General features: G+C 41.3%; 18 protein-coding genes and 1 pseudogene. 7 read left to right on the forward strand and 12 right to left on the reverse strand.

All coding sequences use genetic code 11. The annotated features are described in order from the left end of the window. Nucleotides 1-143 precede the first annotated feature (143 nt). Nucleotides 144-1523 carry a WS/DGAT/MGAT family O-acyltransferase gene (locus ACG9ZB_RS09365; protein ID WP_178928424.1) on the forward strand — a complete coding sequence of 460 codons (1380 nt, stop codon included), beginning with the start codon at nt 144-146 and terminating at the stop codon, nt 1521-1523. Between the two features lie 63 nt (nt 1524-1586). On the opposite strand, the gene ACG9ZB_RS09370 is transcribed toward ACG9ZB_RS09365, so the two are convergent. From ACG9ZB_RS09370 to ACG9ZB_RS09395, 6 genes are all read right to left on the reverse strand, one after another. Then, a complete protein-coding gene (locus ACG9ZB_RS09370; RefSeq protein WP_162841312.1) occupies nt 1587-1760 on the reverse strand; it encodes a PA1571 family protein in 174 nt (57 codons plus the stop codon). Nucleotides 1761-1891: 131 nt separating this feature from the next. Continuing rightward, nucleotides 1892-3346 carry a ribonuclease G gene (gene rng / locus ACG9ZB_RS09375; protein ID WP_419325458.1) on the reverse strand — a complete coding sequence of 485 codons (1455 nt, stop codon included), beginning with the start codon at nt 3344-3346 and terminating at the stop codon, nt 1892-1894. A gap of 38 nt (nt 3347-3384) precedes the next feature. Further along, nucleotides 3385-3951 carry a Maf family nucleotide pyrophosphatase gene (locus ACG9ZB_RS09380; RefSeq protein WP_419325459.1) on the reverse strand — a complete coding sequence of 189 codons (567 nt, stop codon included), beginning with the start codon at nt 3949-3951 and terminating at the stop codon, nt 3385-3387. Further along, nucleotides 3939-4430 (reverse strand): rod shape-determining protein MreD, encoded by a 492-nt coding sequence (gene mreD, locus ACG9ZB_RS09385; RefSeq protein WP_419325461.1) that lies wholly within the window; start codon nt 4428-4430, stop codon nt 3939-3941. Before mreD ends, ACG9ZB_RS09380 begins: the two co-directional genes overlap by 13 nt. Continuing rightward, nucleotides 4417-5274, reverse strand: coding sequence for a rod shape-determining protein MreC (mreC, locus tag ACG9ZB_RS09390; protein ID WP_004694667.1), 858 nt, complete (start codon nt 5272-5274; stop codon nt 4417-4419). The genes mreD and mreC overlap by 14 nt, the downstream gene beginning before the upstream one ends. Before the next feature lie 15 nt (nt 5275-5289). After that, entirely contained in the window at nt 5290-6336 is a 1047-nt protein-coding gene (locus ACG9ZB_RS09395) for a rod shape-determining protein (RefSeq protein ID WP_004694670.1), read from the reverse strand. A gap of 133 nt (nt 6337-6469) precedes the next feature. Here ACG9ZB_RS09395 and gatC point away from each other — a divergent pair, with 133 nt between their 5' ends. From gatC to gatB, 3 genes are read left to right on the forward strand one after another with little or no spacing between them, the layout of a single operon-like run. Continuing rightward, a complete protein-coding gene (gatC, locus tag ACG9ZB_RS09400) occupies nt 6470-6784 on the forward strand; it encodes an Asp-tRNA(Asn)/Glu-tRNA(Gln) amidotransferase subunit GatC (RefSeq protein WP_004694671.1) in 315 nt (104 codons plus the stop codon). A 53-nt stretch (nt 6785-6837) separates the two neighbouring features. Beyond that, complete coding sequence (gatA, locus tag ACG9ZB_RS09405; RefSeq protein ID WP_419325462.1) at nt 6838-8316, forward strand: Asp-tRNA(Asn)/Glu-tRNA(Gln) amidotransferase subunit GatA; 1479 nt, start codon at nt 6838-6840, stop codon at nt 8314-8316. After that, nucleotides 8316-9791 carry an Asp-tRNA(Asn)/Glu-tRNA(Gln) amidotransferase subunit GatB gene (gatB, locus tag ACG9ZB_RS09410; RefSeq protein ID WP_419325463.1) on the forward strand — a complete coding sequence of 492 codons (1476 nt, stop codon included), beginning with the start codon at nt 8316-8318 and terminating at the stop codon, nt 9789-9791. Before gatA ends, gatB begins: the two co-directional genes overlap by 1 nt. Before the next feature lie 48 nt (nt 9792-9839). Here the strand turns inward: gatB and ACG9ZB_RS09415 are convergent, their stop codons facing one another. Continuing rightward, nucleotides 9840-10640, reverse strand: coding sequence for a hypothetical protein (locus tag ACG9ZB_RS09415; protein ID WP_419325464.1), 801 nt, complete (start codon nt 10638-10640; stop codon nt 9840-9842). A gap of 335 nt (nt 10641-10975) precedes the next feature. On the opposite strand from ACG9ZB_RS09415, the gene ACG9ZB_RS09420 reads away from it, so the two are divergent. Beyond that, nucleotides 10976-11503 carry a hypothetical protein gene (locus tag ACG9ZB_RS09420; protein WP_419325465.1) on the forward strand — a complete coding sequence of 176 codons (528 nt, stop codon included), beginning with the start codon at nt 10976-10978 and terminating at the stop codon, nt 11501-11503. Nucleotides 11504-11626: 123 nt separating this feature from the next. Here the strand turns inward: ACG9ZB_RS09420 and ACG9ZB_RS09425 are convergent. Then, a pseudogene (locus ACG9ZB_RS09425) lies at nt 11627-11866 on the reverse strand (hypothetical protein); the annotation flags it as partial. Nucleotides 11867-12036: 170 nt separating this feature from the next. Between ACG9ZB_RS09425 and ACG9ZB_RS09430 the strand changes: the two are divergent. Beyond that, a complete protein-coding gene (locus tag ACG9ZB_RS09430; protein ID WP_125275100.1) occupies nt 12037-12615 on the forward strand; it encodes a DJ-1/PfpI family protein in 579 nt (192 codons plus the stop codon). A gap of 171 nt (nt 12616-12786) precedes the next feature. Here ACG9ZB_RS09430 and ACG9ZB_RS09435 read toward each other — a convergent pair whose 3' ends face one another. The 4 genes from ACG9ZB_RS09435 to sbmA all read right to left on the reverse strand — a co-directional run bounded on the left by ACG9ZB_RS09435 (nt 12787) and on the right by sbmA (nt 16760). After that, on the reverse strand, nt 12787-13305 hold the full coding sequence (locus ACG9ZB_RS09435) for a hypothetical protein (RefSeq protein ID WP_419325466.1): 519 nt from the start codon (nt 13303-13305) through the stop codon (nt 12787-12789). A gap of 258 nt (nt 13306-13563) precedes the next feature. After that, a complete protein-coding gene (locus ACG9ZB_RS09440) occupies nt 13564-14079 on the reverse strand; it encodes a hypothetical protein (protein ID WP_419325467.1) in 516 nt (171 codons plus the stop codon). Nucleotides 14080-14339: 260 nt separating this feature from the next. Next, a complete protein-coding gene (locus ACG9ZB_RS09445) occupies nt 14340-15320 on the reverse strand; it encodes a hypothetical protein (RefSeq protein ID WP_419325468.1) in 981 nt (326 codons plus the stop codon). 246 nt (nt 15321-15566) lie between these two features. Further along, the gene (sbmA, locus tag ACG9ZB_RS09450) at nt 15567-16760 is read right to left on the reverse strand and encodes a peptide antibiotic transporter SbmA (RefSeq protein ID WP_419325469.1); all 1194 of its coding nucleotides are present in this window, start codon (nt 16758-16760) and stop codon (nt 15567-15569) included. Between the two features lie 450 nt (nt 16761-17210). Here sbmA and ACG9ZB_RS09455 point away from each other — a divergent pair, with 450 nt between their 5' ends. Beyond that, entirely contained in the window at nt 17211-17405 is a 195-nt protein-coding gene (locus ACG9ZB_RS09455; protein ID WP_419325471.1) for a hypothetical protein, read from the forward strand. Nucleotides 17406-17536 lie beyond the last annotated feature (131 nt).

The raw sequence follows: 17536 nt of genomic DNA on the forward strand, positions 1-17536 counted from the left end.
GCAGTGGTTTTTTCGCAACCAATGGATACACACAAAGCGCTCCCATTGTTAAAAAAAATCGATATACTAGCTTTAAGTTCTATAATTCTAACAAGATTGCTCATATAGGAGCGGTCAGATATTGCAGTGAGGCAATCCAGACTATGCGTCCATTACATCCGATTGACTTTATTTTTTTATCGCTTGAAAAACGCCAACAACCCATGCATGTGGGTGGATTATTCTTATTCCAAATCCCTGAAAATGCACCTGCCGGCTTCATTCAAAATTTAGTTGCAGATATTCGTAACTCCAAATCCATTCCTATTCCTCCATTTAACAACAAACTCAATGGTTTGTTTTGGGATGAAGATGAAGAGTTTGATCTTGATCACCATTTTCGTCATATCGCACTCCCACAACCGGGGCGTATTCTTGAACTACTCACCTATATTTCACAAGAACACAGTAGTTTAATTGATCGCGCTAAACCGTTATGGACCTGTCATATTATTGAAGGGATTGAAGGGAATCGTTTTGCGATGTACTTCAAAATTCACCATGCGATGGTGGATGGTATTGCGGGTATGCGTTTGGTGGAAAAATCATTATCACAAGATCCAAATGCAAAGAGTATTGTACCACCTTGGTGTGTTGAAGGCCCTCGTGCGAAGCGTTTAAAAGAACCGAATGTTAGTCGCTTTAAGAAAATAATGAATGGCGTAATGGGCCAGCTTGGGTCAACACCACGTGTCATGTATGAGTTGTCACAAACCGTCATGAAAGATATGGGACGTAATCCTGATTATGTTTCAAGCTTTCAAGCACCTAGCTCTATTCTGAACCAACGAGTTAGCTCTTCGCGCCGTTTTGCAGCACAATCTTTTGAGTTTGACCGTTTACGTCATATTTCTAAAAGTTTGGGTGTCACGATTAATGACATCGTACTGGCGATTTGTTCAGGTGCCTTGCGTGAATATCTTTTGTCCCAAGACGCACTTCCTAAAAAGCCTTTAATTGCCATGGTACCTGCCTCTGTTCGCGATGATGATTCGTCTATGTCGAATCGTATCACCATGATTCTGGCAAATTTAGGCACGCATAAAGAAGATCCACTAGAGCGCCTCGCAATTGTTCGTCGTAGTGTGCAAAATGCCAAAGAAAAGTTCAAACGCATGAACTCAAACCAAATTCTAAACTATAGTGCGTTTGTTTATAGTGCGGCTGGTCTCAACATTGCCTCAGGCTTACTGCCTAAGCGCCAAGCATTTAATCTGGTGATTTCAAATGTTCCTGGCCCACGTGAACCATTGTATTGGAACGGGGCACGACTCGATGCGCTATACCCTGCCTCGATCATTTTGGATGGTCAGGCACTCAACATCACCATGACCAGTTATTTAGATAAACTTGAAGTTGGTTTGACGGCTTGTCGAAATGCACTGCCGAAGATGCAGAATCTACTTACGCACTTAGAAGAAGAGATTCAACGCTTTGAAGCGATTGTGGGGGTCGAAGGCCCAAAGTTGCAAGCGGTCAGTTGATGCCGCAAAACAAATCAGAAATACAAGAATAACCAATAAAACTAAGGGGCTTCGATAAGCCCCTTAGTTTTTAATGCTACGACATTGTTTTAATAATTGATGACATGCAGTACGAATCATGGCAGTTGTAATTTGTACTTCTTTACCCTGATCATCCACGATATACGCATTATGCGTTACTTTCGCATCTAATAAATGTTTCAAACTAGGTTGAATAATTGCTTCTCTAACACCCATATCACACCTCATTTGCTAAACCTATTTGGGAGAATAAGCTTTGGCTATTTCCGTGTTTCTAGTATTAAAAATCTAACATGGAAAGTAAAATTTCAGTTGTAACAACTATTTAACCATATATTGTTACAATTTCAGCTCAGAATGATATCGTATTGCTCTTGCGTATATAAATTTTCCACCTGAAATTTAATCACACGACCAATGAAATGCTCTAAATCAGCGACTGCTGGGGCTTCTGCAGTTAACAAGCGGTCAATCACTGATGGATGCGCAACGACAGTAAAGCCAGTCTGAGATTGATACGCACGTGTATATCTCATGATTTCTCGAAAGATTTCGTAACATACAGACTCAGCTGTTTTCACATAACCCCGTCCCTGACAGGTCGGACAAGATTCACATAATAAGTGCTCTAATGATTCACGTGTACGTTTACGTGTCATTTCGACCAAACCTAGCTCAGAAACCTGCGTAATTTTGGTTTTTGCATGGTCCTGCTCAAGCATCCGTTCAAACTGAGTCATGACCTCAGTTCGATGCTCCTGCTCTTGCATGTCAATAAAGTCGATAATAATAATACCGCCTAAATTACGTAGTCTCAGCTGACGCGCAATGACCTGTGTCGCTTCCATATTGGTTTTAAACACGGTGTCTTCTAAAGAGCGACCACCCACATATGAGCCTGTATTGACATCAATAGTCGTCATAGCTTCAGTTTGGTCAATCATCAAATAACCACCGGACTTCAACGCAACACGCGTCTGTAATGCTCTTTGAATGTCTTCTTCGACATTATACAAATCAAAAATTGGGCGCTCACCCGGATAATGAATGAGGCGTTCTTTAATATTCGGAACAAATTCTTCTACGAACTCTTGGAGCTTGCCATGAATTTCACGTGAGTCGACTGAAATTTTAGCGGTCTTTTCACTCGCAAGATCGCGAATAATACGCTGGGGTAAAGGCAGTTCTTCAAAAATTAATGATGGCACCGCTATACTGATTTGCTTGCGCTGAATAAATTCCCAAAGTTTTGCCAAATAAGCCATATCTTGTGCAATAGCAGCTTCCGCAATCCCATCAGCGGCGGTACGAACAATCACTGAACCCGGAAGTTTATGTTCCGCTTGAATACGCTCAATCATCGAACGTAAACGATCACGTTCAGCTTCAGACTCAATGCGTTGAGACACACCCGTATGATTGCCATAAGGCATCATCACTAAGTAGCGCGAAGGAATAGAAAGGTCGGTTGAAAGCCGAGCCCCTTTGGTTCCTAGCATGTCTTTCATGACTTGAACAATAAGAATTTGTCCCGGCTGTAAGAGCTCAAAAACATTCGGGGTGGGTTGATTACGTGACCAAACCATATCATTAATATGTAAAAAAGCAGTTCGTGACAGCCCGATATCGACAAAAGCAGCCTGCATTCCCGGAAGAACACGAACCACTTTACCTTTATAAATATTGCCCACTAAACCACGTTTCACCGTACGCTCAATAAATAATTCATTGACCGTGCCGTTTTCAATTAACGCGACGCGACATTCCATAGGCGTGACGTTAATTAATAACTCGTCAGACATAACAAACTCAAAACATTATAAAAAATCTTTTGAGACAGTTAATTTAGTGCCTTAACTGCCTGTAATAATTGTACCGTTTCATGCAACGGAAGTCCCACGACATTGCTATAGCTTCCCTCTATACGTGGAATATAACGTGCTGCAATGCCTTGTATAGCATAGGCTCCCGCCTTGCCAATGGGTTCAAATGTAGCCCAATATGCTTCCATATCATTCAGGCTTAAATGCTGAAATTCGACTTCAGTACGAACTACTATACTTGAAATTTGCGTATTTGTACGGACACAAACCGCAGTATATACATCATGCTTACGCCCGGAAATTTTTTCCCACATTTCAAATGCATGCTGCTTAGATTCTGGTTTGCCTAATATCTCTTGATCGACCCCTAAACTGGTATCGGCAGCAATCACAATTGCATCAGGATATTGAAGCTGCACTGCCTCAGCTTTGGCACATGCCAGTCGCTCCACATAATGAGCTACCGACTCGCCTGCTTGTACAGACTCATCAATATCTGGACTATAGATATCAAAGACTAGACCGAGCTGCTCAAGCAGCTCACGGCGACGCGGCGAACTGGACGCTAAAATTAAACGCGCCATTTCTTCAACATGAAATAGACCATCGGGAAAGTCAGCACACTACTCAACAGCGGTTGCCAATGACGTGCAAGGGAAAACTGTGCACCAATCATAATTTGCGCGATCCACGTAATAAACAAATGCGCGACCACAGCCAAGGTGGTGATGACCCAAATATTGGCAAAGGTCATAATGCGACGTTCACGCGTTAAAAAACGGGACACAAAAGTAATCAGAACAAAACTGAGCGCGTTTAAACCCAAAGGTGCATCAAGTAGTAAATCGGTGAAAATCCCAACTGCAAAGGCAAACCAAATCCCGCTCCATGTCGGCTGGCACAGCACCCAAAAAAGCATCACCATCATCATAAACAATGGACGCCAACCAGAGAGCGCATAAGACAAGGGATAAACCATCAACACTGAAGCAATGATCACCGAAAAAATGATAGGAAATAACGGGTCACGCTTTTTGGCAGCACGAAGTTTAGCGATCGGCATGCGGTTGCTCCATCGCTAAAGAATCGGAAAATAAGACAACGACATGATGCCCACCCGCTAACTGTGCAGCAGGAACAACATCAATTTGAGCAAACTCGCCTGAATTATGACGACTGATTTTTGAAATGGTGCCCACCAGATAACCTGCTGGAAAATGCTCACCTAAACCAGAGCTATACACTTTTTCACCCACTTTGATTTCGGCACTGGTCGGCACGTATTCCATTTTCAAATGACCCAAATCTCCAGTCCCTGAAACAATGGCACGCATTCCAGATCGCTCCAAGCGAACCGAAAGAGAATGTTCTTTATCTGAAAGCAACATGACGCGACTACTATGCGGATAGACATTAATAATCTGTCCCATAATCCCTTTGTCATCGAGCACGGTTTGCCCGACTTTTAACTGACTGTTGGCACCACGGTTTACCACAATAATATGACGTAGTGGATCGGCATCTGTCCCAATGACTTCTGCAATCTCCATACGACCATCAATGATCAATGGGGTATCTAACAGACCGCGTAAACGCGTATTTTCCGCAGATAATTCAGATAATTTTTGTAAACGCACCTGCGCCTGCAATAACTCAGCTTGCATCGCGGTATTTTCACGGCGCAATTGAGCTTCAGACTTGGTTTGTTGATTCAGCCACTCTCGCGATAACACGGGATAACTTGCTACGGCATAAATTGGATTATAAGCGGCGTACAAGACATCTCTTGCAGGTTGAATCACATGCGGCATGCGCCAGTTAAAAAACAGCACGACCAAACATGTGATCACTGCAATGATAAATGAGCGAAAAGATGGCGGTTGTCTGGAAAACAGATTTGTTTGCACCCGCCGATTCCTTTATTAGCCTACAAATAACATGTCGTGATTTGGATTATCGAAGAATTCTAAAACTTTACCACCACCACGAGTGACGCAAGTTAGAGGATCTTCTGCAACCACTACAGGTAAGCCTGTTTCTTGCGCAAGAAGTTTATCGAGGTTACGCAGTAATGCACCACCACCGGTCAACACTATACCGCGCTCAGCGATGTCTGAAGACAGCTCAGGAGGCGTTTGCTCAAGTGCAGATTTCACAGCTGAAACAATACTTTGTAAAGGATCAGAAATCGCTTGCGTGATTTCATCCGAAGTCACGGTGATCGCACGTGGCACACCTTCAGCAAGATTACGGCCGCGAACTTCAATTTCAAGTGCTTTGGCATCGGCTTCTGGTAAAGCCATACCCACTTCTTTCTTGATAATTTCAGCAGTAGTTTCACCAATCACGCAACCATGTGCTTTACGTACGTAGTTAATGATTTGTTCATCAAATACATCACCGCCAATACGTAGTGAGTCAGCATAGACACAACCTTGAAGCGAAATAATCGCAATTTCAGTTGTACCACCACCAACATCCACCACCATAGAGCCGCATGCTTGTTCAACTGGCATACCTGCACCAATTGCAGCAGCCATTGGTTCTTCAATCAAACGAACATCACGCGCGCCTGCATTAAATACAGCTTCACGAATAGCACGACGCTCAACCAAAGTTGATTTGCAAGGCACACACACCACAACACGAGGTGCAGGTGGGAACAAACGTTTTTCATGTACTTTACCAATAAATTGGTTCAGCATGGTTTCGGTCACTTCAAAATCGGCAATCACACCATCCTTCATTGGACGAATGGCAGAAATATTCGCAGGTGTGCGGCCCAGCATTTGCTTTGCATCAAGACCTACCGCGGCAACGATTTTTTGTGAACCACTGTGACGAATTGCCACAACTGTCGGTTCATTTAATATAATGCCTCGTCCTGGTGCATAAATAAGTGTATTTGCTGTACCTAAATCAATGGCTAGATCGGGCGAAAACAAGCCAATTAGTCTTTTTAGAATCACGGAGACGTTCTCGATTAAACTTTATGTGGACGCAAGGTGGCAACTTTAACTAAATGTGATGATTTGAACAAGTCAATCGCTTATTATAACGCACGATATTTTGAAATTTTTTAATACTGACTCAGGTGATGTTATGTCTACATCGGATGCACAGCATTCTGCAGATTTAAATGCACAAACAGTTTCAGCAATCGCCAATCTTGCTCGATTGTCGCTAGATGATACGCAATCTGCTGAATATGCTCAAAGTCTAAATAAAATTTTAGGCATGATGGAAACCTTAAAAGGCATCGACACTGATGGTGTTGAGCCGCTTAAAAGCCCATTTGATCACCCACAACCCTTACGTGAAGATGTGGTTTCAGAAACCAATCATCGTGATGAATATCAAGCCATTGCACCGCAAGTGCAAGACGGTTTGTACCTTGTTCCTCGCGTGATTGAATAATTTCTATTCAGTTAAACCATTATTTTGTAAAAATTAACGTAAAGACATTTCTCATGACAGATTTACATCGCTTATCGATTCGTGAACTCTCTGAGGGTTTAGCTGGGGCTAAATTTTCATCTCGCGAACTGACTGAACATTATTTAAAGCGCATTGCAAAGCTAGACACACAAGTTAAATCTTATGTAACCGTGACAGCAGAACAAGCGCTTGCACAAGCCGATGCTGCCGATGCTTCAATTAAAGCAGGCACAGCAACTGCACTGACAGGTGTGCCAATTGCACACAAAGACATTTTTTGTACCCAAGGCATTAAAACCACTGCGGGCTCAAAAATGTTGGATAACTTTATCTCTCCTTACGACGCCACTGTCGTAGCGAAAGGCAAAGCCGCTGGTCTAGTCACTTTAGGTAAAGTGAACATGGACGAATTCGCCATGGGTTCAACAAGTGAAAACTCATTCTACGGCGCGACTGCGAACCCTTGGAACTTAAGTCATGTGCCGGGTGGTTCTTCAGGTGGTTCTGCGGCAGCAGTTGCAGCGGACCTTGCTCCATTTGCAACAGGTACAGACACGGGTGGTTCAATTCGCCAACCGGCATCGTTCTGTGGCTTGACTGGTCTTAAACCGACATACGGTCGTGTATCTCGCTTCGGTATGATCGCGTATGCATCATCTTTAGACCAAGGTGGCCCAATGGCGCATTCGGCTGAAGACTGTGCCTACCTGATGAATGTTATGGCAGGTCATGACGCGAAAGACTCAACATCGGTTGAAAAAGACGTTGATGACTATGTGGCGAACCTAAACGGCACAGCAGTCAAAGGCTTACGCATTGGTATTCCAAAGCAATACTTCAATGTCGCTGGTTTAGACGCAGACGTAAAAGCCCGCGTTGAAGAATCATTGAAAAAATTGGAAGAGATGGGTGCGACTTTGGTTGAGATTGACCTCAACATGACTGAAGCTTATGTTCCGACCTATTACTTGATTGCCCCTGCTGAAGCGTCATCAAACTTGTCTCGTTACGATGGCGTACGTTATGGCTACCGTGCAGATAACCCTGTTGACCTGATGGACTTATACAAACGTTCACGTTCTGAAGGTTTTGGTGCTGAAGTGCAACGCCGTATCTTGATTGGTACATATGCGTTGTCTGCGGGTTACTACGATGCGTACTACGTGAAAGCGCAAAAAGTCCGTCGTCTGATTCAACAAGATTTCTTAAAAGCGTTTGAATCGGTGGATGTGATTGCTGCACCTGCTGCACCAACCACGGCTTATAAAATTGGCGCGAACTTGTCTCCAGTTGAAATGTACTTGGGCGACATTTACACCATCGCGGTTAACCTTGCGGGTCTTCCTGCGATTAACGCACCTGTTGGTTTTGACAAAGACAACTTACCTGTGGGCTTACAGCTGATTGGTAACTATTGGTCAGAATCTCAACTGTTGTCTGTGGTACATCAGTACCAACAAGCAACGGATTGGCATACGAAACGTGCAGCTATTGCTGAGGAGAATGCATAATGGCTCAAGCTCAAAAGAAACCCAAGTCGTTATTAATTGATGGCTGGGAAGTCGTTATTGGGATCGAGATTCACACTCAGCTTGCGACCCAATCTAAAATCTTCTCAGGTTCTTCGACTGAATTTGGTCAAGACCCAAACACCCAAGCTAGCCTAGTTGACTTGGCGATGCCGGGTGTACTGCCTGTATTAAACAAAGAAGTGGTCGATTTAGCTATTCGTTTTGGTTTGGGTATTGATGCTTACATCGACCAAGCGTCGGTGTTTGCACGTAAAAACTACTTCTACCCTGACTCACCAAAAGGCTACCAAATTAGCCAGATGGATAACCCGATTGTGGGCTTGGGTCATATCGACATTCAACTTGAAGATGGTACGGTAAAGCGCATTGGCGTGACCCGTGCGCACCTTGAGGAAGATGCAGGTAAATCAATCCATGACCAGTTTGAAGGAATGTCAGGTATTGACTTAAACCGTGCAGGTACACCTTTACTTGAAATCGTTTCTGAACCAGACATGCGTTCGGTTGAAGAAGCAGTTGCCTACATTAAAGCGATTCACACTTTGGTACGTTGGTTAGGCATTTCTGACGGCAACATGGCGGAAGGTTCGTTCCGTGCTGACTGTAACGTGTCGTTACGTCGTCCGGGTCAACCGTTCGGTACACGTTGCGAGTTGAAAAACCTCAACTCATTCCGTTTCATTGAACAAGCAATCAATGTCGAAATTGAACGCCAAATGGAAATTTTGGAATGGGACGGCACGATTGACCAAGAAACCCGTCTATTCGACCCTGTGAAGATGGAAACACGTTCGATGCGTTCGAAAGAAGAAGCGAACGACTATCGCTACTTCCCAGACCCTGATTTGCTGCCTGTGATTATTTCAGATGCGCAAATTGAAGCCATTAAAGCAACTATGCCTGAGCTTCCTACTGCACGTCGTGCACGTTTCGTGGCGGACTTTGGTGTGACTGAGTACGATGCTCACGTGCTTACATTGACTCGTGAAATGTCAGAATTTTACGAAGCTGTAGTTGCTGCGGCTGGTGGTGCGGCACAAGGTAAAGTATCTGCAAACTGGGTAATGGGCGAATTCTCAGGTGCTTTAAATAAAGCAGGCTTAGATTTGGCTGATTCTCCTGTATCTGCGGAAAAACTTGGCGGTATGATCGCACGTATTGTGGACAACACAATTAACGGTAAGATCGCGAAGCAAGTATTCGGCTTTATGTGGGACGAAGGCAAATCTGCGGACGAAATTATTGCGGAAAAAGGCTTGAAACAGGAAACCGATACAGGCGCGATTGAAGCGATTATTAAAGACGTACTTGCTGCGAACGAGAAGATGGTTGAAGAGTATAAATCTGGTAAAGAGAAAGCTTTCAATGGTCTTGTTGGTCAAGTGATGAAAGCTGCGAAGGGTAAAGCTAACCCTGCACAAGTAAATGAATTAATGAAGAAATTGATTGGTTAATACCAATTGATTTTGAAATAAAAAACCCGCTTTAGAGCGGGTTTTTTCTTAAAGATATGCTTCTTTTAATAGAATATTTAAATAATCATAAAAATCATTTAGTCTTTTATAAATGACTTCTTTTTCATAGTCTGAAAAAACTTCTTTTAAATTGGGATTTCGATCTAAATTTATTTTTACACACATGTTAGTAGGACTTATTAAGAAGATTCTTTTCAAAATTACTGTATTATCATCCTGATCCTTTTCATCTTCTTGCTTATCAATAGTAGCATTACCAATCCAACAAAACCTGAGTTGCATTGCTGCTGATTCAAGTTTTGTGATTATGTCCAATGTTGAGTTATTCAACTCATATAATTTTTTAATTTCGTTACTGTCAACCCCTATATAAAAACCATCAGTTTCTAAAATTTTCATAATTTCCCAACGATAGTTTTCAAATTCATCAGACCATTTTTTCTCATTCGCTTTAAAAACAGCATCTTCTCGATTTCGAAGATTTTCAGCATTATCACTTAACCTATATTTCGCTGTAATTTCTCTTTGTTTGGATACGATGTTCTTTAATTCACCTAACATTTTTATTTTAGAGGTTTCAAATAACTGTCTTTTCCATAAATCAAATCCCAGTAAAACCGCAATAGGTGCCATAAATGCCCCAACACCTAAAAATATAGAAATAAGATCATATCTCGACCATTTAGCTACATCCTTACTATTTAACCCAAGATCTTCAGGATACAAACTACCTAAATAAAAATAGAGAATAGTTAATGCTAAAGTTAAAAAAATGTAGACTACAATAAAAATAGCAATTTTTTGCAAGAGCTTTTTAGGAAAAAACATACACCATACGAACCAGATTAAGTAAATTAGATCAGCAACTAAACATGTAAAATAATAAAGATATTTATTTGAAAAAAGTTCCAATTACAAATTTCCCCTCATTTAAATCTAAGAGCATAAACATCTAATTATTAGAGTAATTTTATATTATACGATTTAAAAATCCGCTTGTAATGTAAAAAATCTAGTTTAATCAAAGATCTTTTTTTCAAAAATAACTTTAACTTAAAAATGAAATACACCTAACCCAAACAACATATCCATCAAAAAAGTGTCCTCCATTGCCAAACTTGAAGACTTAGGACGCATCCAACTCTCAAAGTCATTTTTTATGCGTGACTTCCTCTATAGCGAAATTGCCAATTGGTACGGTGTACCCAACTTCCCCCGATCATCCTGAAAAACCCATCTACACAGGTACACAACTGTGCGAGCAACTGCTCGAACCACTCCAAGATAAATTTGGACGAATTGCGATTCGCTCGGCATACCGTTCTCCAAGCGTCAACCAACTTGGCAACGAAAAAGGACATAACTGCGCGAATAATGAAAAAAACTTTGCGAGTCATATTTGGGACTATCCCGATGCAAAAGGTTATGAGGCAACGGCGTGTATTGTCATTCCATCATTTTTAGCACTGTATGAAAAAGATCAAGACAATTGGCAACAACTCGCCTATTGGATTCATAATAATTTGAATTACAATCACCTACAATTTTTCCCAAAACTTTGTGCATTTAATATTGGCTGGCATGAACAACCTGCACGAGAAATTTATAGCTATATTCAGCCTAAAGGCTATTTATTACGTGGTGAGGCTATGAATAAAGAATTTGAGCAGTTTTATCCTAATTTATTGTAATGCCCCCCTCATCCCCCCTTGCGCAACAGTGTTGCTCATCCCACAAGGAGAAGGAACTTTCATTACAAATTAAATGTCATAATTAGAGTAATGAAGATTCCCTCTCTGTTAGAAGAGATAAAACTACCTCACCACACCCAACTTATTCCAAATCTCAGGTGTCAAAAACGTCGTCACCATCTTGTTTAAATCCACATAACGCAACAAACCATTCAACTGCTGCTTTACTTCAGTATTCTTTATAATTTCCTCGCCTGTAATGCGCCCCAACTGCTGAAAACTCTCGCCAACCGCTTGAATGCCATCTGCCTGAATCACGGCTTTGGTCTGTGCTGAATATTGCTCAATCAGAATTCGCTGTAACGCCTACACCACGTTTTATCTAGTAGCTACTTGCTTCCTGTATTCCATTTCAAACAAAAAACCTTTACGACTAAAGACAGCAAACCACCACTTAAAGATGACATCTGAACTGTGCTAATTTAGATCAAAAGTGAACACAAATCTGCACAAACAATTAAGAGGGTTTAAAGATGTCAAAACAAATTTTAATGCTCGTGGGTGACTATGCCGAAGACTATGAAACGATGGTACCTTTTCAGTTTTTAACAGGTCTAGGTTATACCGTACACGCAGTCTGCCCCGATAAAAATGAGGGCGAAAGCATCGCCACAGCCATTCATGACTTTGAGGGCGAGCAAACCTATAGTGAAAAACGCGGTCATAACTTTGCCATCAACTACAACTTTGAAGCGGTACACACTGCGGACTATGTCGGTTTAGTCATTCCCGGTGGACGTGCGCCCGAATATTTACGCATGAATGAACGTATCCTTGAGATTGTGCGTGAGTTTGATGCTGCGAAAAAACCAATTGCAGCAGTTTGTCATGGTGCACAAATTCTTGCGGCAGCCGATGTACTCAAAGGTCGTACTTGTTCCGCTTACCCTGCCTGTGCAGCCGAGGTGAAACTAGCAGGCGGAACTTATGCAGACATTGAAGTGACAGAAGCTGTAACCGATGGACACTTGATCACAGCACCGGCTTGGCCTGCACACCCTGCTTGGATGGCGCAGTTTATTCGAGCTTTAGGGGCGACTGTGACGATTTAATTGTGTTGTTCCTCAAATGAATCTTTTATGAGATGGCCTATCAGCCTTTAGATTCAAAAATAAAAAAGCTCCTTCGATTCAAGGAGCTTTTTTAATGACTTTTTTATAACATTAATGCTTTCGATTCAGTTTATAAATCGCTCTCACTATTCATAATCTTCAAAGGCCGAACTACCTCGTTACACCCAACTTATTCCAAATCTCTGGGGTTAAAAAAGTCGCGACCAATTTATTCAAATCCACATAGCGCAGTACGCTTTGCAACTGCCCTTTCACTTCAGGGTTCTTTAAAATTTCCTCACCTGTAATCTGTCCAAGTTCCTGAAAACTGTCTCCAACCGCTTGTAAGCCTTCAGCTTGAATCACGGCTTTGGTCTGCGCTGAACATTGCTCCACCAAAATGCGTTGTAAAACCTGTGCGAGGTTTTTATCTAGCTGTGTACGCTGTGCATCAGTGACATTGCTATACACCTTTAGATCTGGATGCGCGGCCAATGCCGCAAACGTCCACTGTAACACAGTGGTTTTATCTGTTGCTGTCGTTGACTTCACCAAACAATTACTCAGTTGGTCGACTGTAGTACTAGCCGTTGCAAATTGGGCTGAACCACACAATGCTACTGCAAAAACAGCATGACGAAAAATAGCAGAAGACCGACCACATAAAACGCTTAAAACAGGCTGTGACATAAACTCAACTCCAATCAACAATTGCATTCTTTGTATCACAAAGCCCGTCAATCAGCCTGTTATGGAACTGTAAAATTGCCGCGTAGTTGGATCAAAATTGATTCGTTCAATTCAAGCGATTTCCCTATCCAACTCAGCAGTTTCAAAGGCAGTGAGCTGTGGGTGTATGGTCGGGCATGCATTCCAAAACCAATAAAAATAACCTTTGGGGTCAAGCAAAGTATGCATCTGAATCGTAGATTGACTACTTTCGCCCTTCTAACACGCTAAAGCAGTATTACGGTTATTATGTAAATCGATAAATTCGGGAGCGACTTGTTTCGGCATTTCAAGAATATAAAGTGCGTCACCATGTTCTACCCACAAATCAGTCAAGTAAATTTTTTGTTTTTTTGGAAAATATCGTCCTGCTGAGATCACCAACGACAATTGATTGGGATCGGTCGAAGCAAACACATGCGAAAAGTCATGATGCTCTAGGTCTGTGATGACAAAGGGGTATAAGGTTTTCGTGGCTAGATTGATTTGAGTTGGATCATAAGGGAAAAAATGACCCGCCATCATGCCATCATGATATTCAATTTGAGATAGCATCTGCTCTGTTGCTATAACTGCAATCGCTTGTCCTGCTTTGACTAAAGTCATACCAAATGCAGCTGCCGTTTCAGGCGTGGCTTTGAGTGGCATAAACTCAAAAGTGTTTCCTGCGAACACAAGCTGAGTTTGTTCCCCCCCAATCGGTTTGGATCGTTTCAATCTCTTCAGGCACAGCATATTTATGCCCCATACTCATACTAGCATTGGTCGATGATGCAGAAATGAGTTCAATAGCATCTGATACATCGGCTAAATACTCATGTGTTCCGCCATTTTTGTAAATTAAGGCTGAACTGAAATATCAACGTCTATTTCTTGCAAGGTCTGATCCAGCAAAGGCGCAGTAAAATAGGTGGCTATTTTTTGGACATTACTCATGATGTATTTCCTTTGGTTGAGGTGCTCACATGAAGTTCAGTCGCAAACAGCCGAAAATCTTACTTCATTTGCTTGAGCATATTTTTAGCACCTGTATGGTTATGGTTTTTGGCTAAGTTCTGCAAAACATATTTTGCCTGCCCTTTAGGGTTGGAAAAACGACTGCTATAACTTGGAATACCCGTTAAACAACGTGCAACTAATATGCCCGATTCGGTATAGACATTTGAGGCATCCGACCCCGGCAAACGACCATAGTTATATGCGCGTTGTGCACTGTTACAGGCAGCGACTTGGTTGCGTCCGCTGTTAATATCACGGCGTGCAGACACATACAGTTTGGCCTGTTGCTGCTGTGGTGTTTCTACAGTTTTAGGAGCTTTAGGTGGTACTTCAACTTTGCTTTCTTTTTTAACCTCAACTTCTTTTTTGCTTTCTTTTTTAACCTCAACTTCTTTTTTGCTTTCTTCCTCTTTCTTCACATCTGCCTTGATCGCAGGTGCCTTCGTCACCGTTTTTTTGCTTGGTGTAATAGGTGCCATACTCCGTGGTGCTGGCTCAGTCAGTACTTTGCTTTGTAGATTAACCACACGAGTATCATTTGAGTTAGGCAGTTTACGTTCAGACAATGCCTCAATGCTCACCAACCACTGCTCGCCATTATTGAGTTGGCAACGAAAAGCACCCGTGCCCTGTTTTAAACTGTTATAAGTGCGAAGTAACTTTTTCGCCCACGGATCTTTCACTAAGCTAAAACTACTTTTTTGTGTTTGAGTAAAACGCCCACCATGTGCTTGGCAATACTGACTAAACATGCTGCGTGGATATAGCACCTCGATATCTTTTTCATTTTTTACGCCTACCGTGTGATACACGTATTCTTTGCTGTTTTTATCGGTATCATTAATTTTTCGTTCTACGATGAGTTCTTGTGGTGATGAAATATTTGTAAAAGCTGTTTGTGCTATATTTCCCAGACTGGTACAGCCCTGCAACACACTCCCCAAAAACCCAAATACACATAAAATTTTATAATTCACTACGACTTTACTCTTAAACACCCGCATAAAAACATTAGCGGAAAGCTCATAAAATAACAAACTTAAACAACTGTTTTTATTATTTATTTTAGCTTGACGTACACATCATTCTGCCTTGTTTTGTGATAAACCCAACAACATTTCATTAATTTAGTTTGAACCACACAACAAAAGTTACAGACAAAATGATGTTTGAACACATAAAAAAACCTGCCGTGAAAGGCAGGTGAGATACATCAAAAATATTTAGTCATCCAAAGTCGATTCAAAAGCTTTTAGCCGCTTATAAATCGAGAGCAGTTCAATAATGGTTTTCCATGACAAAATTAGATATTGAAATGACTCTCGTACTTTATCAAACACATTACCAATTTGGTTGATTAAACCTAGAGTCATTTTCCCTGCTGCAATTGCGGGAAATAACACCACCAAACTGTATAAAATATCCAGTTGTCGATACCATGTCGCGACTAAGTTAAAATAAGCATAGTGAAAATAAAGTCTAAAATAATTCTTTCTTACTCTGCTAAACAGTTCGACCAATGTTGCAGGTTGGGCACGGTCTGCATGGTCTTCCCCATACACCAACTCTTTACGGTAAGCCGCTTCAACCTTCTGATTATTAAACTCTAAACCTGGTAGTTTACTTCCCACTACCATTAACAAGACCGTACCAAAAATAGCCCAAATAATAGAAGCCCAAACTAGGGAATGCTTTACTTCACCCACAATAGGCAATTCAGGAACATGCTTTGAAAGCTCAAATAGAATTGGTAAGAAAGCCACCAACACCATCACAGCCTTGATCAACTCAACGCCCAAATCTTCTAAAATAGTAGCAAAGCGCATAGTGTCTTCTTGCACACGTTGTGATGCCCCTTCTATATGACGTAATTTTTCCCAGTGTTGGGTGTAGTATTCATTCATTGCAGTACGCCACCGAAATACATAGTGGCTGGTGAAAAAGGCATTGATCACTGCGAAAGTGACCGCAACCATCGCAATATACAAGAAAGTTAAAGTACCCATATATAGGTCTTTAATGCTCCCCCCTTTGCCAAGCATGCTTTGAATGAGATCCCAAAATGGTCCATACCATGCGTTGATGGCAACACTGACCTGTACACCAAACCAGATGTTAAACAGAATAAATGCGGAGCCCCAAATCGACCAGCGTTGCCATTTATTGTCTGAGACAAAACGCCAAAATAAGGCAAAGAGTGTTGTCGCTATAAAAAACCAGAGATAGAACCACAGAAAAGACGGAGACCAAAAACGGCTCACTCCAATAACTAAATCAGCATCGGCATAACCTGTAGGAAAGCCAATCCAACGTCCCCATCCGCTGCCACCCGAATACCATAAAGAAAGATTGACAATAAACCACACTATCAATGAGATAAAAAACCATTTAGGGTTTGGGAAAAATGACTTAAACATGAACGATATATATCCCTTTTATGTTTCAGGTATGCAATCCGTGCATACTAATCCTTATTTCTTAATTTAGTGCAATCGCATTACAGCAAGTTTGTACACTTTACTTATCCTTATTGGGTTATACGTTATTTGATTTGTATGCCCCTTCACAAGAGCTCAGGACATTATTTTCCGATTTGATCAGTCATATCACAATCAAAATAAATTATTTCAATAACTGATGAAAATACGAACAGGCTTTGCCTTAGATTTAAAGTAATATTTTATTGCTTACAACTTTTGGGTTTCAAACTGAAAAATTGCTTAGGATTTAAAGCGAGTGCAATGGCGGTATTTCTCTGACAACCATACGATTACTTGTTGATTTTATGTATAAAAGAATGAAGTTTGCACATTTTAAAATGACTTCATGCTACTATCTTTTTTATTAAAAACTATTGGATCTATGACATGGAAACCCTAGTAATTGAACTGATCAAACCACTCACACTGACAAAAGAAGACTTTCCACCCATTAACTTTGAAGAAGGCACTGTGCTTAAAGTTCTCATGAAAACACCTACAGGTTACTTGGTAACGGCGGACTCTCGTTTTAATTTTACGGTGTCTTTTGAGGATGAAAATCAAGTGTGGCAGAAGCTGTAATTTGCAATGCAATTTAATAAAAGAATAATCCATTCAATAAGATAAAAATAAAAACCATCTTTTTTTATTGATTTAAAACTGATTATTTTTATTTAGTTTTTTTATACCGAATCAGCAAATGAATACCATGC

Source organism: Acinetobacter johnsonii (genome assembly GCF_048551975.1).
GTDB classification, from domain to species: Bacteria; Pseudomonadota; Gammaproteobacteria; order Pseudomonadales; family Moraxellaceae; genus Acinetobacter; species Acinetobacter johnsonii_A.

Bases quoted from the DNA above. Each gene is read 5' to 3' on its own strand.
- rng (WP_419325458.1), bottom strand. From the start codon at position 3,346: ATGTCTGACGAGTTATTAATTAACGTCACGCCTATGGAATGTCGCGTC.
- ACG9ZB_RS09380 (WP_419325459.1), bottom strand. From the start codon at position 3,951: ATGGCGCGTTTAATTTTAGCGTCCAGTTCGCCGCGTCGCCGTGAGCTG.
- ACG9ZB_RS09440 (WP_419325467.1), bottom strand. From the start codon at position 14,079: ATGCTGTGCCTGAAGAGATTGAAACGATCCAAACCGATTGGGGGGGAA.
- gatB (WP_419325463.1), top strand. From the start codon at position 8,316: ATGGCTCAAGCTCAAAAGAAACCCAAGTCGTTATTAATTGATGGCTGG.
- ACG9ZB_RS09455 (WP_419325471.1), top strand. From the start codon at position 17,211: ATGGAAACCCTAGTAATTGAACTGATCAAACCACTCACACTGACAAAA.
- ACG9ZB_RS09415 (WP_419325464.1), bottom strand. From the start codon at position 10,640: ATGTTTTTTCCTAAAAAGCTCTTGCAAAAAATTGCTATTTTTATTGTA.
- mreD (WP_419325461.1), bottom strand. From the start codon at position 4,430: ATGCCGATCGCTAAACTTCGTGCTGCCAAAAAGCGTGACCCGTTATTT.
- ACG9ZB_RS09430 (WP_125275100.1), top strand. From the start codon at position 12,037: ATGTCAAAACAAATTTTAATGCTCGTGGGTGACTATGCCGAAGACTAT.
- gatA (WP_419325462.1), top strand. From the start codon at position 6,838: ATGACAGATTTACATCGCTTATCGATTCGTGAACTCTCTGAGGGTTTA.
- ACG9ZB_RS09370 (WP_162841312.1), bottom strand. From the start codon at position 1,760: ATGGGTGTTAGAGAAGCAATTATTCAACCTAGTTTGAAACATTTATTA.
- sbmA (WP_419325469.1), bottom strand. From the start codon at position 16,760: ATGTTTAAGTCATTTTTCCCAAACCCTAAATGGTTTTTTATCTCATTG.
- ACG9ZB_RS09435 (WP_419325466.1), bottom strand. From the start codon at position 13,305: ATGTCACAGCCTGTTTTAAGCGTTTTATGTGGTCGGTCTTCTGCTATT.
- gatC (WP_004694671.1), top strand. From the start codon at position 6,470: ATGTCTACATCGGATGCACAGCATTCTGCAGATTTAAATGCACAAACA.
- ACG9ZB_RS09365 (WP_178928424.1), top strand. From the start codon at position 144: ATGCGTCCATTACATCCGATTGACTTTATTTTTTTATCGCTTGAAAAA.